Genomic DNA, 15,994 nt, shown 5'->3' with positions numbered 1-15,994 from the left:
CCATGGATACACGCCTGTTGAAACATTACGAAGGTGAACTGGCCTTCATGCGCGATATGGGCGCCGAGTTCGCGGAAGCTTTCCCCAAGATCGCGGCCCGGCTGGGTATGGACGGTGTCGAAGTTGTCGATCCCTACGTGGAACGGTTGCTTGAGGGCGTTGCATTCTTGTCTGCGCGTGTTCATCTGGAGTTGGAACTGCAATATCCGACGCTGACCTCGCATCTATTGGAAATCATCTATCCGCACTACTTAGCGCCGTTACCCTCGATGATGGTGGCCGCATTCGAGCCCGACATGCAGAACGCCGCACTTGCCGATGGTTATTTGATTCCGCGCCATTCCGTCATGCGCAGCACCCTCGGTGAGGATGACCACACTCCCTGCGTCTTTCGCAGCTCCAGCGATGTGACGCTGTGGCCGATCACCATCACGCAAGCTGAATATATCGACGGTCGCGGGGAGCTTGCTGCGGCAGGCATATCGCGCGATACCGAGGCGCGAGCGGGAATAAGGCTGCGGCTGAGCAGGTTTGGCAAGCTGCCGATTGCCGATCTGTCGCTGGACAATTTGGTTCTGTTCCTAAACGGCCAGGAGGGAAAGAACTGGGAGCTGCACGAGCTTCTCGGCACGCAGGTAACGGGAATGGTGGGCCGGTCCACCGACCGGCGGAACGATTGGATCGCCGAACTGCCGAACGGTCGCGTGGTGCCGCGCGGCTACGAACCCGAAGAGGCGCTGTTGCCCACGCCGCAGCGGTCATTCGACGGCTACCGCCTGTTGCAGGAGTATTTTGCGATGCCGGAGCGGTTCCATTTTGTGGAGTTGCAGGGGCTGAGCATGGCCATCGGCCGCGCCAAGGGGCACGAAGTTGACATTTATATCCTCTTGCGAGATGGCGCGCCGGACATTGCGTCCGGTGTAACGCCCGAGGCATTCACACTGCATGCGACGCCGGCAATCAACCTGTTCCACAAGCGCTGCGATAGGGTTCATGTATCGGGGGCGGACGTTGATCACCATGTTGTCGCTGATCGTACCGCGCCGCTCGATTTCGAGATATTCTCGATTGAGAGCGTGGCCGGGATTTCGGGGGAGGGCGATCAGGACGTCCCGTTCCGCCCATTCTATTCTGCTGACGACCTGACCGCCGCTGGAGAGCGGCACACGGCCTATTACACGCAGTCACGCAAGATGCGGCAACGTGCCGAACGTGAGCGGCTCAAGGGAGTGCGAACATCCTATCTGGGATCCGAGCTGTATCTTTCACTTGTGGACAGCTCGCAGGCCCCGTTTTCGGCCAGCCTGGATCAACTGGCGGTTCAGGCGATGGTCACGAACCGCGACCTACCGTTATTGTTGCCGACTGGATCAAAGGACGTTTTCCACCTGCCCGAAGGCGGACCGGTGGTGCATGTCACCACGCCGGTCAGCCCAACGCGCCCGCGCCCGACACTGGCCCAAGGGGATACGGCGTGGCGTCTGATTTCGCATCTGAGCCTCAACTATTTGTCTATCGCCGAAACCGGCAAGGACGACGGCGGTGCGACCCTGCGTGAGTTGATTGGAATATACGCGCCGTCGGGCAACAAAGTCCTTGAAAAGCAACTTGAAGGGCTGACTGGCGTGTCGACCCGGCCCATCGTGCGGCGCATGTCGGACGAGGTACTGTCTACGGCAGTACGCGGTTTGGAGATTTCCATCACCTTCGACGAAAGTTTTTTTGAAGGCACCAGCGTCTATTTGTTGGGCGCCGTGCTTGAGCGGTTTTTTCGTAAGTATGTGTCTATTAACAGTTTCACAGAAACGGTGCTTGTCACCCAGCAGCGCGGAGAGATTACCCGATGGCGCCCCCGGACAGGTCTGGGACGAATCCTCTGACGCATCTGGAGCGGCTGAGTCAGGACCCTGAAAAACATCATATATTCCATGCTTTCCGGATACTGGAAGCGGCGTTTCCGGACGCGCCCCGATTCGGGGAGGCGCGCCGCCCGCGTGAGGACAAGGTGCGTTTTGGTCAAGAGGCTGAGCTGTCGTTTCCGCCTTCGACTGTGGCCGAGTTCACGCCGCCCCGTGGCGGCAAGCCGGGGCGTTTGACCAACCGCTTCTTCGGCCTGTTCGGCCCGCAAGGGCCGCTACCGCTGCACTTGACGGAACATGCCCGCGCCCGGCTGCGCCATCATCGAGATCCGACCTTCGTGGAATTTGCGAACATCCTGACTCATCGGCTGATGACATTGCTTTACCGTGCCTGGCGTTCTGGACAACCCGCGCCGAGCTTCGACCGCGGCAACAACGACGGGATTGAACGAAAGATCGCCGCCATAGCGGGTTATCACGGCACCCATTTACGCAAATCGGACGACCTGCCAGACTTGGCCAAGCGTCATTTTGCCGGGCTGCTCGCGCAAGGGCCGAAGAACGCCGAGGGCTTGCGGTCAATCGTCGAGGCGTTCTTTGGCACCAAGGTCCAGGTGCAGGAGTTTGTCGGCTGCTGGCTGTATCTGGAGCCAGATGACCGCTGGCGAATGGGAGTGCCAGCGGCGCTGGGGCGCACAACCTCGATTGGAGAGCGGGTCTGGACACGTTCGGCTAAGTTCCGGCTGCGACTGGGGCCACTGAGTCTATCCGATTACATTCGCTTACTGCCGGGCGGCGAGTCTCTGCCGCGGCTGCGCGCCATCGTGCGCAATTACGCGGGTGATGCGATGGACTGGGATGTGAATCTCGTGCTGCGCGCCGACGAAATACCGCGCGCCAAGCTGGGCGAGACGGTGCGGCTGGGTCAGACCAGCTGGATCGGAGAGAACAAGATCAAGAAAGATGCCGATAGCCTGTTTCTGGAGCCGAACGCCCAGATACATCTGGCGACAATGACAGGAAGGACATGAAATGACGGAAATCAGCCGCGTTGCGCTGTTCGGCAAGCTGAACAGCCTTGGGTACAGGGCTATCGAAGGGGCGACGGTGTTCTGCAAGATGCGCGGCAACCCTTATGTCGAGATTGTGCATTGGATCCACCAGATCCTGAACAACCAGGACAGTGACCTGCACCGGATCATTGACCATTTCAATCTGGACATGGGCAAGATCGCGACCGAGATCACCAAGGCGCTGGACAACTTGCCGCGCGGGGCAAGCTCGGTATCGGATCTGTCGTCGCATCTGGAGGATGCGATGGAACGGGCCTGGGTCTGGGGGTCGCTTCTGTATTCCTCGAACCAGGTGCGGACTGGGCACATCCTGCTCGGAATGTTGGAAACGCCAAACCTGCTCAACATCCTTGTCAGTATGTCACCGACGCTCGCCGGGGTTAAATCCAACGAGCTGGCCGATAACTTCCACAAGATAACTGACGGCTCGCCTGAAGACCGGATGCGCCCGCAGGACGGGTCGGTCACCGGCGGCGGCGCCGAGCCGGGCGAGGCGTCCGGCGCGATGGCACCCTCGCAGATGGGCAAGCAGGAGGCGCTGGACCAGTTCTGTACCGACCTTACCGAACAGGCGCGCAATGGCGACATCGACCCGATCGTGGGCCGGGACGAGGAGATCAGGCAGATTGTCGACGTGTTGATGCGGCGGCGGCAGAATAACCCGATCCTGACCGGCGAGGCGGGGGTGGGCAAAACCGCCGTGGTCGAGGGTTTCGCATTGCGCATCGCACGGGGCGATGTGCCACCGGCGCTAAAGGATGTGCGGCTTTTGGTGTTGGATGTCGGCCTGTTGCAGGCGGGTGCCAGCATGAAAGGCGAATTTGAGAACCGGCTGCGGCAGGTGATCGACGAGGTGCAGGATTCTCCCACGCCCATCGTGATGTTCGTGGATGAGACCCATACGCTTGTGGGAGCGGGCGGAGCTGCCGGAACCGGCGACGCTGCAAACCTGCTAAAGCCGGCGCTGGCGCGGGGCACGCTGCGGACCATTGGGGCGACGACCTGGGCCGAGTACAAGAAATACATTGAAAAGGACCCGGCGCTGACCCGCCGCTTCCAGGTCGTTCACGTCGAAGAGCCGAGCATCCCAAAGGCGATCATGATGATGCGTGGTATCGCCGGGATGTTGGAAAAGCACCACAATGTGCAAGTTCTGGACGAGGGGATCGAGGCCGCGGTGACCTTGTCCGCGCGATATATTCCAGCGCGGCAATTGCCGGACAAGTCGGTCAGCCTGCTCGACACCGCCTGTGCGCGGGTCGCTGTCAGTCAGCATGCGGTGCCCGCGCAGGTCGATGACAGTCGCCGCCGCATCGAGGCGCTGAGCACGGAGCTGGACATCATCGCGCGCGATGAAAGCGCCGGCTTCGATGTGGACGAACGCCGCGCTGCAGTGACAGCAGCCAAACAGGAGGAAGAGGCGCGGTTGACCGGTTTGAATGCCAACTGGGACGCCGAAAAGGCCTTGGTGGCCGAGATCATCGACCTGCGCGCGCAGTTGCGGGGTACGGGTCATCCGGTGGAGGAAACCGAAACGCCAGAGGGCGAAGCGGCGACGCAGGCCGCGTTGGGAGAGGCGAACCTCACGCCAATGAGCGACGTGAAACGCGCCGAGATGATGGCGCTGCTCAGGGCAAAGAACGCGGAGTTGGTGGCGCAGCAGGGCGACAGCCCCCTGATCCTGCCCATCGTGGACCATCAGGCGGTTGCGAGTGTCGTCGGCGACTGGACCGGCATTCCGGTGGGACGCATGCTCAAGGATGAGATCGAGACAATCCTCAATCTGGAGCAACATCTGGCGCGCCGGGTCATCGGTCAGGATCACGCGATGAAGATGATCGCCAAGCGAATCCAGACCAGCCGTGCCGGACTCGACAATCCCAGCAAGCCGATCGGGGTGTTCTTGCTGGCGGGCACCAGCGGCGTCGGCAAGACCGAAACCGCGCTGGCGCTGGCCGAGGTTCTATATGGCGGCGAACAGAATGTGATCACCATCAATATGTCGGAGTATCAGGAGGCGCATACTGTGTCGTCGCTAAAAGGCGCGCCTCCGGGCTATGTCGGCTATGGCGAGGGTGGAGTGTTGACCGAGGCCGTGCGGCGCAAGCCTTATTCGGTGGTGCTGTTGGATGAAGTCGAGAAGGCACATCCCGACGTGCACGAGATATTCTTCCAGGTCTTTGACAAGGGTGTGATGGAGGACGGCGAAGGCCGCGTGATCGACTTCAAAAACACGCTGATCTTGCTGACATCTAACGCGGGCACCGAGCTGATCATGGATCTGTGTTCGGACCCCGAGTTGTTGCCAGAACCAGAAGGCATGGCCAAGGCCCTGCGCGAGCCTCTGCTCAAGGTGTTCCCCCCAGCGCTGCTGGGGCGTTTGGTGGCGATCCCCTATTACCCGCTAAGCCCGCACATGATCGCGGAAATCACCAAGCTTCAATTGGATCGGATCAAAAAGCGTGTGACGGCGGCGCATGGTGTGCCGTTCGAGTATTCCGATGCGGTGGTGGAGGAGATCGTTAACCGGTGTCAGGAACTGGAGAGCGGAGGTCGGATGATCGACGCGATCGTGACCAACACAATGCTGCCTGAAATCTCGGCCGAGTTCCTGCGCCGGATGATGGAGGGCAACAAGGTTGATAAGGTAGCCATCGACGTTGTTGACGGCAAATTCATCTACGGCTTCGATTGATCCTCAGGACGCAGTGAGCATGGAGGACGGCTCATGACCAAGCATATAGTAATGGATAAGAAGAACGTCGAGATCAGTGTCTCGGGGCTTAGGATGGTAAAACCCCCTGCGCTTAACTTCAAGGTAGTGGTTGAACTGGACAACAAGATGGAGAAGGGGGCGGAGAAGGACCCGCTGTTGATCCAAGAATTCCAGAATGCGGCGATGGAGGTCTATGACCAGACGGTCAAGACGATCGAACAGAAATGCAAGGTGTTCGACAAGGGTTTCCTTGAGATGGTCTCCATAGGGGCAAGCAAGTCCGATCTGAAAAAGCAGCTCGACGGGTTGAACAATGCGATAAAGAACGACGTCAAGGTGGCCGAGAAAGCGGCGGAGATCCAAGTCGCAAAGGCTTGGGCCAGCCTGCTGAAGAAAAGGAAGGAATGGTCGAAGTTCAGAATCAAGATCGCCACCACCATCGTGGGCACACTTGCGGGGCTGGCGGTGTCGATTGCGGCGATGGCGACCTCGCCTTTCTCGGGTGGGGCCGGAGCCGCACTGGGCATCATCGGTTTCCTAAAGTCCGGCGTCACTCTGGCGACCGAGATCGGCAAGATTGCAATTTCCATTGATGCCGCCAAGAAGGTGGTCGAGCTGAACCTCAAGGTTGTGGAAACGGCAGCAAAGAAGTCTGGGGTTTATGCGGCGAACGAGATATCAGGCGCGGTCTTTAACGAATTCGTCGGCATATCGCAGCCCACGATCAAGTCCACTGAGGGAGCCGCTGACACGCTGAGCGCCAAATACGCGCAGATCGTGGTCAAGGTGCATGAGCTGAGCAAGGTGCTAAACAAAATCCTCGCGCAACAGGACAAGATGAAAAAAGAGTTCATGAGAGATGTGGATAATCGGTTGAAGAGCCACCCCGCACCCAACAAGACTGCGCAGCGCAAGGTGATCGAAAAACAGCTCGATGATGCGCTGGGGGCCAATTACGTCAAAGTCATGGATGCGATCGGCGATGTGCAGAAGATGTATGGCGAAACGGTCAAGTGGAAGGTGCCGGTCAAGACGCTCAAGATCAGGGTCAAGCAACTGTCGATGAAGGACCCGAGGGCGCTTAAAGTGTTTCGTGAGGGACTCAAGTTCGCCTCGCTGGCCCTAGCCCCCATTGATGGAAATTCGGTCGCGACGACGGCCAAGGATCTCGGCATGGGCCTAGGTGGCGCGGTGGGCGGTTATGCCTTTGATAAGATCAGCAGTAAGGCCATCGACGGCACTTTCTTCGACGTGGCCTGATTTGTGGTTCTGCCCAATTAGGCAAGCCCCTATAAAGAGGATGTGAGCACAATGGCAGATGTTGGAAAGACCAAGATCAGCGTCGAGCGCAAGATCAATCCGTTCGGAGAGACTAAGACCAAGAAGCCCCCTGACTGGTTCCGGGCGCGGCCCGGCGCCGAGAGTGCGGTGACCGATCTGACTTTCAAGCGGACGATGGAGCTTGATCCGCGAAAGTGGAAGAAGAAAGTGATCGAGGACGGAATCTATGCCGTCGCCCGCTATGAGCTGTCACTTTTCGCGACCGTTCTGGGTACGTTGGAAAAGGATATCCTGAATGCCCGACCCAAAGAGCGCAAGAAGGCCAAATTCCAGCGCAACGACAAGGACGAGACGCCAGACGAGAAGAAGGCGCTCAATGATGCCGAGGCGCAGGTAAAAAAGCTGTTCAAGAAAATATCCGGTCAGATAGAGGACAAGGTTTCGGTCGCGCTCGAGGAAGTCGAGAGCGACAAGGGTGACAACAAGAATGCACTGGCTGCGGGCAAGGAAGCGCTGAAGAAATTCGATACGCTCAACACGTCTGGCATGTTCTCGAAACTGACCAGCCAGGTAGTGAAAGCCGTCTACACGCTTGGCGTGGAGATTGAGAAGTCAGGCGATGAGGCAGCGCAAGAGGCGTTCAAGAAGTCCGCCGCAACTCTGGACAAAGTCAGGAAGGAGTACGACGGCACTGCCAAGTCCACCAAGGACGTGGCCAATTTCCTGCTGACCAAGGGTGCGAAGATGGCGACCGACACCAAAGCCGACCCGGCGTTGCAGGACATCGGTAAGATGATCTCGAAGTCGGGCAAGGTTAATGCGTCGCTGGTCAAGCTGTCTGGCACTATCGACACCTATGAGAAAGCCCTTGACGAGACAATTGCGTTCGTCAAGGGCGGAAAGTCGACTGGTTCCGCGGCCAAGAACTGGGCGACGCGTTTCGGCAACGAACATAAGAACAAGGACAAGGCGGTGGCTGATGCGGTAAAGTCAGTCAAGATTGTCAGCAAGAAATTCAACGAAGCGGCTAGAAAGGTAAAGTAATGTCGGGCCACGCGTCGATCCATGAGCAGTCTGAGGTGCCCGGCGCCGTCGAGGGGACATGTGATGGAACGACTTTGGGTAAGGAGCGGGATCCCTACTTCCGCGCCCGATTGCGCAGGTTCGTCGAGCGGCCCTCGGTGCAGACTTTCATCATGGGCGTCATCATCTTTAACGCTATCACCCTGGGGTTGAGCACATCGGACTATATGCAGGCACATGTTGGTGATTTACTGTATACGATTGACAGGGTGGTGCTGGTCATCTTCGTGTTGGAGTTGCTGATCAAGCTCTATGCCTACGGGCTGAAGTTCTTTCGAAATTCGTGGAACATCTTCGATTTCTGCGTGGTGAGCATCGGACTATTGCCGCAGACCGACAGCATGTCGGCGCTGCGTGGGCTGCGGGTGATCCGCGCGATGCGCCTGTTGTCGGTGATTCCGCAGATGCGCGCGGTGGTTCAGGCTTTGTTGGATGCGCTGCCAGGCATGGGTGCAGTCATCATCATGATCTCGATCGTGTTCTACGTCTTTGCTGTGATGGCGACGATCATGTACGGCAACTCGTTTGACGAATGGTTTGGTACGCTAGGGCGAAGTCTGTATTCTCTATTCCAAATCATGACTCTGGAAAGCTGGTCGATGGGAATTGTTCGACCGGTAATGGAGGTCTATCCGATGGCTTGGGCCTTTTTTGTGCCCTTTATCGTGATCACCGCTTTTTCAGTCCTCAATCTGTTTATCGGTCTGCTGGTCAACACAATGCAATCAGCGGTGGAAGAGGAGACCGAGGCGGAGTTCGAGACGCTGCGCACTTTGGTGCGCAAAGAGACCGATCAAGTCGGCGAGCAGGTGAACGCTTTGCACGAGGAAATCCGAGCGTTGCGGGATGAACTGCGCAAGGCGCGTGGAGGTGAGGAATGAGCGACAGTCAGAAATTTATCGCACGCAACCGCGCGCCGCGGGTGCAGATCGAATATGACGTGGAGCTTTACGGTGCCGAGAAGAAGGTACAACTTCCCTTTGTAATGGGCGTGCTGTCGGATCTGTCGGGCACGTCGGAGCAACCTCCCGTGGCTGATCGCAGCTTTCTGGAAATCGACGTCGACAATTTCGATGACCGGATGCAGGCGATGGCACCTAGGGCACAATTTAGCGTGCCGAACAGCCTAACCGGTGAGGGATCGCTCGCGGTCGATCTGACTTTCAAAAAGATGTCCGATTTCACGCCGCAAGGAATTGCCGAGAGGTTCGATCCGCTTCGCCCGCTGCTGGAGGCGCGTAGGCAGCTGACAGATCTGATGGCTTATATGGACGGCAAGGCCGGTGCAGAGGCTCTGATCGAGCAGCTGCTCGCGCAGCCCGGTCTGTTGCAGGCGCTGACTGGCACCGGGACATCGGCGGACGACAGGCATGCCGTGCTTGAGTCGCTGCGGGCGCCGATTTCTGCATTGGATGCACCCGAAGACACCCCTGACGACACCCTGGCGAATTTGGCGGCGCAGGCCCCGGCGGCGGTACCGCCGGACACATCCGTGATGGATGCGCTCAACTCCCTGGGGCCTGCGCCCGAGCCGGAAGAGCAGGACGACGTATCGGCAGCATTGACCGGATTGCGTGTGGCTGAGATGACTCAAACGTCTGAGACGGACACCGCCGGCGATGTTTTGTCCGGCATTACCCGGATCGAAACGCCGGAGGATATGGATCTGACGGCAGACGTGTTATCGGCCCTTGCAGGCAACGCGGAAGATGCACCGCCGCTGCAAGCGACCAGCAACGATATTCTGTCCGCCATCGCCCGCGTGCCGGAGACGGAACCGGAGTCTCAGACCGTTGCCGTGTTGTCGGGCATTGCGCCTGCAACCGTTGCGAAAGAGGTTAGAGAAGACAGTGCGGTGGACGTACTTTCTGCCATCGATCGGGTGGCTGAGATGGCGCCGGAAGACGATCTCGATAGTATCTTCTCGGCCATAGAACCCATAGTAGAGCGTGAGACCGCAGGAAACGACACCGGCAATGTGCTGTCTGGGATCGCCTCCGTCGCATCGGCCGCACAGGAGGATGTGATCGACGACATCCTCGATGCGCTTGAACTGCCCGAAATAGATGAGATGTCGACGCCGTCGTCCGATGCGGTACTTTCAGGGATCAAGGCGACCCCCGAAACCGAGGTCAAAGAGGACACGCCGGACATTCTCGCGGGCCTTCGCTACAACACGGATCCCGCCCCCAATGTGCTTTCACCCGACGACATCCTTGCCGCGACCGACATGGCGGACCCTGCAATGGCGTTGGACGATCTCGATGATATGTTGGCCGTTCTGGAGAGCTCGGCCGTGGAGGCGACGACGCCCACCGACAACAACGATCTTGATGCGTTGCTGGCGGAGCCTGAGGCAGTTGCCGAAAACATGGACGCGCAAGTGCAAGATCTGGATGACTTCGACGCTTTGCTGTCCGACTTTGGCGGCTCTTCGGGCGAGGGTTCAGTCCCCGCCACACCCGACGGCCTTGGCGTTTTGCTGGCAGATATGGAGACGCCAGAGCCGGATCTGATTGATACAGAGGTGTCGGACGATCTTGCTGACCTTCTATCCGACCTGGAAGGCTCTGCGGATGCGGAAATAATGGCTACCAAGACCGATGACCTGGAAGGCTTTCTGATGCAGGCTGAGGCAGGTAACGAAGACGAGTCAACGGCTAACGATCTTGATGGGCTGTCGGCAGGGATGGAATTTGCGGAGCCGGGGCATGATGAGACCGCAGGTGAAGTATCGGATACTCTGGACGATTTGCTCGACGATCTGGAAGTCTTAGCTGTAGCAGAAACTCCTCCGACGGTTGCAGATAACGAGCTGGACAATCTGGACGCCATGTTGGCAGATCTGGATGGGGATGCGGAGGACCATCCCCGGACAGACTTAGGCAATGCGACAGCGGATAGCCCGCCGCCGAAGTCGCCGTTCGGCACCATTAGCTCCGCGCGGCCCGAACGCGATGCGTTGAACCGGAACGGGTTCAGGATGGCCTTCTTCGGCGACTTCACCGGCCGTGCGGCACGCGGTGCCATCGAAACCGGCGATGCGATGGCAGCGCGCCAGCCCGTCATTCTGGATGTCGATACTCTGGACGAGGTGATCGAAGGCTTTGCCACTACTCTGAGTCTACCCATCGGTAAGAATGGCGGCAGTGTCTCGGTAGAACTGTCCGAGATAGATGATTTGCACCCAGATGCAATTTACGAACAGCTCGGGATTTTCGGCGAGATTTCTGGGCTCCGCCAGCAACTTGGCATGGGCTCAATGGTCGACAAAGCGGCCCAGCGGCTTAAGGACTGGTCAGAGGCTTATGCCACGCCTATCCGTCTGCCCAAGCGGTCCGGGGCCACATCGATCCCGGCGCATATGAAGCTGAGTGATTTCCAGTCGCTGATCGGCGACACGTCCGGCAGGTTGTCCAAGACGGGACCGGCGGATGACCTGATCGCACAGATTGTAGGCCCGCATGTCGTCAAGGCACCCGATGCCGGGGCCGGGGCGCTTGCAGACGCGGTAGATCAGGCGCTGAGCACGGCGATGCGGCTGGTGCTGCACCATCCGGATTTTCAGGCGGTGGAGGCGCAGTGGCGTTCACTCGACCTGCTGGCGCGTCGGATCGAGACGAACAGCGATCTGCAGATCGTTCTCTATGATGTCTCAGCCGAAGAACTTGCCGCCGATCTCGCGGCGTCAGAGGATCTGGCAGAAAGCGGTATCTTCCGGCTGCTTACAGACGTTTTGGATCCCGAGGACGGCGCTGGCGGATTTTCGGCGCTGTTCGGGCTTTACACATTCGAAGAAACGCCCCCCCATGCGGAGTTACTGGCCCGGATCGGCCAGGTCGCAGCCCATGTGGACGCACCATTTTTTACCGCCGTCACCCCCGCATATCTGGATGTGGACAAGCAGGACCGCCACCCTCTGGTGGCGAAGTCATGGGACAATCTGCGTGCGCGTCGCGAGGCTGCCTATCTGGGACTAGCTTCGCCACGTTTCCTTTTGCGCCGACCCTACGGTGGGAAAACTGACCCCATCGACTCCTTTGCGTTTGAAGAATTCAGTCAGGTTGAGGGGCTGAAAGGCATGTTGTGGGCGAACCCGGCGGTTTTGGTGGCCATTTTGTTGGCTGCGACGTACAAGAAAGACGGTGCAGCGATGGATTTGGGCAGTTTCATGTCGCTGGGGGACATTCCGTTTCATTTCGTCACGGACCGGTTTGGCGACCAGGTGGCACTTCCCTGTACCGAACGGAACCTGACGACTGATCTGGCGCAGCATACCTTGGCTCGGGGCTTCATGCCCGTGATCTGGGTCAAGGGCCGCGACGAAATCAGGCTTGGGTCGTTCCGCGCGCTCGACGGTGAAGAGATCTCGGGCCCTTGGTCGGGAGCGATACCGGCACCGCGCGCCGCTCCGGATGCACCGGCAGGGGATATAGAAATGGAACTGCCGGTTTTAGAGGAGTCAGAAGATTACTCGCTTGACGATTTACTTGCGGGATTCGACCATATCGGAGCTGACGCTGGGGACGACACAGGCAATGACGGTGATATGGATCCGGAGCTCGCCGCCATGCTGGAGGGATTATGATGAATGCGTTGCTTGGGCCACCCGAACCCGAAGAGCCGCCGATCATTATCGTAGCGATCGCGCGAAAGTCGTATTACCTGTTGAAGGGCGATACGTATCTGGACCAGATCCTGCTCGCAGATGGTGAGTTTCCCAAGCCTATCCTTTGCGTCTATTTTGAGGACATTTTTGAATCGAAACGCTTGTTGGGGGACCAGTTCAATGTTGGCGCGTTGTGGGGCATTCACCCCGGCATCATCAACCGACTGCGCGAAACCAGCAGTCTGATAGAAACGGAAGCATAGCGCCCCACTTTGGGCCAGGGACTGATCACATGGCAAATACAGAGATCGATCTTGAAAACCGGCTTGTCTGGATGGAGGGGGACTATACATGCAAACCGGTCAACCTCAAGAACGCGCGGGTGATCGAGGGGCTGAGCTTTCTTACGGAGACGACAGTTGAATTTGTGTCCTCCAACGTTGAGCTTGATCTGCAGGACATGCTGGGCAAGACGATTCATCTTGGGTTGAAGGACGACAAGGATGAGAGCCGGTACTTCACCGGCACGTGTACAGCGGTCGAGTATGTGGGCGTGTACCAGGGGATGATGCATTTCGTGGCGGAAGTGCGACCGTGGCTTTGGTTCTTGGATCGAACCTACGAAAGCCGGATTTTTCAGGACAAGACCGTACCCGAAATCATCAAACTCGTTCTGGACGAGTATGGTTTCACCGGGCAGATCAATAAACTGACAGAGACCTACGACAAACGCATCTACTGCGTGCAGTATCATGAAACCGATTTCGACTTCATCAGCCGGTTGATGGAAGAAGAAGGGATCTATTATTTCTTCGTACAGGCTGGGCAAGGGAACAAAGAGCTGAAAATGGTGCTGGCCGACGGAATCGCGGCGCACAAGCCCAATACCACAGGGCCAGACCTAGATTTCTATTTCAAGGAGTCCGAGTACCGTCGGAAATCCGATCACATCTTCGACTGGGCGCACAACACCAGCGTCGTGACTGGCAAAGTAACCCTGAAGGACTACGATTTTGAAAAACCGCGCGCCGAATTGCAGGCGGTCTCGTCAATCGAAAAAGGTAAGCACTCGCACAAGAAATACGAACACTACCGCTATCCCGGGCACATGCGCCTAGGCAATCAGCCAGCCAATTTTGCCAAGGTCCGGATGCAGGCCGAGGCGGTCCAGCATAAATTGGCGCGCGGGGCAGGCAACGTTCGGACGCTGGGTGCCGGTCAAACCTTCAAGCTCAAGGGCCATACACGCACGAGCGTCAATATCGAGTATCTTGTAGTCCGAGCAGAGCATCGGTTGCAGATTGAAACCGACTATGAGGATCAGGAAACCAAGAAGCCATTGTTCGACACTACGATCCCGGTCGACGAGGACAACAAGGACACCTACCGGATCACCTTTGATGTCATCCCCAAATCAGAGCCGTTTCGCGCGCCGCAAGAAACCCGTTGGCCGCGCATTCCCGGGTTGCAGACCGCAGTCGTGACCGGCCCAGCGGGCGAGGAAATCTATACGGACAAGTATGGACGCATAAAGGTGCAGTTCCATTGGGACAGGGTGGGCAAGAAGGATGAGAACACCACGTGCTGGGTGCGCTGCGTGATGCCTTGGACAGGCAAGAACTGGGGCATGATCTCTATCCCGCGGATAGGGCAGGAGGTCGCGATCCAATTTGAGGAAGGCGACCCGGACAGGCCGATCTGCACCGGAATGTTGTACAATGCAGATACAATGCCTCCATACGAACTGCCGGCCAACGAGACGCAGAGCGGAATCGTCACACGCTCGACCAAGGATGGTAGCGCGCAAACCTTCAACGAGTTGATCTTTGAGGACAAAAAGGAAGCGGAATTCGTCCGCTTCCAGTCCGAGAGGGATTATATCCAGACGATCAAGAACAACGCGACCGTGACAATCGGCTTGGAGCATAAGGATAAGGGCGACCTGACCCAGACGATCCACCGCCACAAGACCGAAACCATCAAGACCGGTGATCACGTGTTCAAGGTCGAGACCGGAAACCAGGAGGTCTTTATCAAGACCGACCATACCGAGACGATCGAGGGAAAAGCGACGCAAACTATCACCGGTGACACGAAGCAGCAGGTCAAAACCGGAAACTTTGTGCAGAATGTCGATACCGGCAACCTTACCCGAAAGGTGGCCAAGGGCAACGAGGCAGTGACGGTAAGTATGGGAAACTACAGCCTCAAGACAGCGCTGGGGTCGATCAAGGAAGAGGCGATGCAGGAAATCGAATTGAAAGTCGGCAGCAGCTCAATCAAGATCGATCAGACCGGCGTGACCATAAAGGGCATGATTATAAAGATCGAGGGCACCGCTATGATGGAAGCCAAGGCGCCCATGACGACCGTCAAAGGGGACGGCCTGCTTGTCCTTAAGGGCGGGATCACGATGATCAATTGAGGGCACGTTCATGAAAAAACGGTTTTCAGATCTTAAGAAAGTGCCGCGTGAGCCCGCGATGCGTCTGCTCGCCGCAAAGCGCATCAAGCTGGATACAAAGCTCAAGACACCCGCCAGTGCCCCGGTCGAGGCTGTTTTGGAAGAGCTGGGAGCGCAAAGGGCTTGGGTCTGCGTCTTGCGGATGCTGTCTGCGGCCCTGCCGGACCGCGAGGCGGTCTGGTGGGCTTGTCTTGCCGCGCGCGATATCTGCGGTGACAACCCTGTCACGCCTAGCCTCAAAGCGTCGGAGGCATGGGTGTTTGAACCAAATGATGCCAACCGCGAGAAGGTGCAGATTGCACTCGATACAGCCGATCCGGATGACGACACTGTGCTGGTCGCAACCGCCGCTCTTTACGCCGGGGGCAGCCTGGGCATTGGCGATCTGTCAAAAATGGCAGCCCCACCGGGCGCGGTTGCGGCCTGTGCCCTTGGCATGAACATGACGACGCTTGGCACCGCCCAGGTCCCGCTCTTGCAATTGCAGCTTATCATCGACAGGGCGGTCAACGTGGCCCGCGGCGGGAATGGCAAGGTCGACAAGATCACAGAGCCGCCGCCCCCCGAGCCTGTTGCATTGGAAGGAGGCGACTGATGCCCGGACCCCCACAGGCCCGTGTCGGTGATACGCATATCGGTGTTTGCACGCTGGGGTCTCCAATGCCGATCATGCCGGTCTGCGCGCTGACCGTGCTTGTCGCCAAACGGCCCGCAGCGCGAGTTACCGACATGGTGATGGGCGCAACGGCCACGCCGGCGGGACCCGTGCCGTCGCCGCATCCGCTGGCTAAGGGTTCAATGACCGTTCTCATTCAAAAGCTTCCAGCGATCCGCATCGGCGACATGTGCGCGCTGGGGGGTGTCGTCAACTTGGGTGAGTTCACCGTTTTCACAGGAGGATAACCGATA

General features: G+C 58.2%; 11 protein-coding genes. All 11 read left to right on the top strand.

Annotated features, from left to right (window positions below; translation table 11 throughout):
* Positions 1-2 precede the first annotated feature (2 nt).
* The 11 genes from tssF to ACSSVY_RS19830 are packed head-to-tail and all read left to right on the top strand — an operon-like array spanning position 3 to position 15,988.
* Positions 3-1,880, top strand: a complete 1,878-nt coding sequence (gene tssF, locus ACSSVY_RS19880; protein WP_454271562.1) for a type VI secretion system baseplate subunit TssF — start codon at positions 3-5, stop codon at positions 1,878-1,880.
* Positions 1,844-2,890 carry a type VI secretion system baseplate subunit TssG gene (gene tssG / locus ACSSVY_RS19875; RefSeq protein ID WP_454271560.1) on the top strand — a complete coding sequence of 349 codons (1,047 nt, stop codon included), beginning with the start codon at positions 1,844-1,846 and terminating at the stop codon, positions 2,888-2,890. The genes tssF and tssG overlap by 37 nt, the downstream gene beginning before the upstream one ends.
* A gap of 1 nt (position 2,891) precedes the next feature.
* Positions 2,892-5,627 carry a type VI secretion system ATPase TssH gene (gene tssH / locus ACSSVY_RS19870; protein WP_454271558.1) on the top strand — a complete coding sequence of 912 codons (2,736 nt, stop codon included), beginning with the start codon at positions 2,892-2,894 and terminating at the stop codon, positions 5,625-5,627.
* A 33-nt stretch (positions 5,628-5,660) separates the two neighbouring features.
* A complete protein-coding gene (locus ACSSVY_RS19865; protein WP_454271556.1) occupies positions 5,661-6,908 on the top strand; it encodes a hypothetical protein in 1,248 nt (415 codons plus the stop codon).
* A gap of 51 nt (positions 6,909-6,959) precedes the next feature.
* Positions 6,960-7,973 (top strand): hypothetical protein, encoded by a 1,014-nt coding sequence (locus tag ACSSVY_RS19860; protein WP_454271554.1) that lies wholly within the window; start codon positions 6,960-6,962, stop codon positions 7,971-7,973.
* Positions 7,973-8,893 carry an ion transporter gene (locus ACSSVY_RS19855; protein WP_454271553.1) on the top strand — a complete coding sequence of 307 codons (921 nt, stop codon included), beginning with the start codon at positions 7,973-7,975 and terminating at the stop codon, positions 8,891-8,893. The genes ACSSVY_RS19860 and ACSSVY_RS19855 overlap by 1 nt, the downstream gene beginning before the upstream one ends.
* Complete coding sequence (tssB, locus tag ACSSVY_RS19850; protein ID WP_454271552.1) at positions 8,890-12,600, top strand: type VI secretion system contractile sheath small subunit; 3,711 nt, start codon at positions 8,890-8,892, stop codon at positions 12,598-12,600. Before ACSSVY_RS19855 ends, tssB begins: the two co-directional genes overlap by 4 nt.
* Complete coding sequence (locus ACSSVY_RS19845; RefSeq protein WP_454271550.1) at positions 12,597-12,884, top strand: hypothetical protein; 288 nt, start codon at positions 12,597-12,599, stop codon at positions 12,882-12,884. Before tssB ends, ACSSVY_RS19845 begins: the two co-directional genes overlap by 4 nt.
* 29 nt (positions 12,885-12,913) lie before the next feature.
* Positions 12,914-15,046, top strand: coding sequence for a type VI secretion system Vgr family protein (locus tag ACSSVY_RS19840; RefSeq protein WP_454271549.1), 2,133 nt, complete (start codon positions 12,914-12,916; stop codon positions 15,044-15,046).
* Positions 15,047-15,056: 10 nt separating this feature from the next.
* The gene (locus tag ACSSVY_RS19835) at positions 15,057-15,680 is read left to right on the top strand and encodes a DUF6931 family protein (protein WP_454271547.1); all 624 of its coding nucleotides are present in this window, start codon (positions 15,057-15,059) and stop codon (positions 15,678-15,680) included.
* Positions 15,680-15,988 (top strand): PAAR domain-containing protein, encoded by a 309-nt coding sequence (locus ACSSVY_RS19830; protein WP_157046506.1) that lies wholly within the window; start codon positions 15,680-15,682, stop codon positions 15,986-15,988. Before ACSSVY_RS19835 ends, ACSSVY_RS19830 begins: the two co-directional genes overlap by 1 nt.
* Positions 15,989-15,994: the final 6 nt, after the last annotated feature.

The organism is Roseovarius sp. MBR-51 (assembly GCF_053628575.1).
The sequence above is the reverse complement of the archived record's forward strand: the minus strand, read 5'-3'. Positions and strand labels throughout refer to the sequence as shown.

What these genes read in the sequence shown, in the direction of transcription:
- ACSSVY_RS19845 (WP_454271550.1), top strand. Translation starts at nt 12,597, where the DNA reads ATGATGAATGCGTTGCTTGGGCCACCCGAACCCGAAGAGCCGCCGATC.
- tssH (WP_454271558.1), top strand. Translation starts at nt 2,892, where the DNA reads ATGACGGAAATCAGCCGCGTTGCGCTGTTCGGCAAGCTGAACAGCCTT.
- ACSSVY_RS19840 (WP_454271549.1), top strand. Translation starts at nt 12,914, where the DNA reads ATGGCAAATACAGAGATCGATCTTGAAAACCGGCTTGTCTGGATGGAG.
- ACSSVY_RS19860 (WP_454271554.1), top strand. Translation starts at nt 6,960, where the DNA reads ATGGCAGATGTTGGAAAGACCAAGATCAGCGTCGAGCGCAAGATCAAT.
- ACSSVY_RS19865 (WP_454271556.1), top strand. Translation starts at nt 5,661, where the DNA reads ATGACCAAGCATATAGTAATGGATAAGAAGAACGTCGAGATCAGTGTC.
- tssF (WP_454271562.1), top strand. Translation starts at nt 3, where the DNA reads ATGGATACACGCCTGTTGAAACATTACGAAGGTGAACTGGCCTTCATG.
- tssB (WP_454271552.1), top strand. Translation starts at nt 8,890, where the DNA reads ATGAGCGACAGTCAGAAATTTATCGCACGCAACCGCGCGCCGCGGGTG.
- ACSSVY_RS19835 (WP_454271547.1), top strand. Translation starts at nt 15,057, where the DNA reads ATGAAAAAACGGTTTTCAGATCTTAAGAAAGTGCCGCGTGAGCCCGCG.
- tssG (WP_454271560.1), top strand. Translation starts at nt 1,844, where the DNA reads ATGGCGCCCCCGGACAGGTCTGGGACGAATCCTCTGACGCATCTGGAG.
- ACSSVY_RS19830 (WP_157046506.1), top strand. Translation starts at nt 15,680, where the DNA reads ATGCCCGGACCCCCACAGGCCCGTGTCGGTGATACGCATATCGGTGTT.
- ACSSVY_RS19855 (WP_454271553.1), top strand. Translation starts at nt 7,973, where the DNA reads ATGTCGGGCCACGCGTCGATCCATGAGCAGTCTGAGGTGCCCGGCGCC.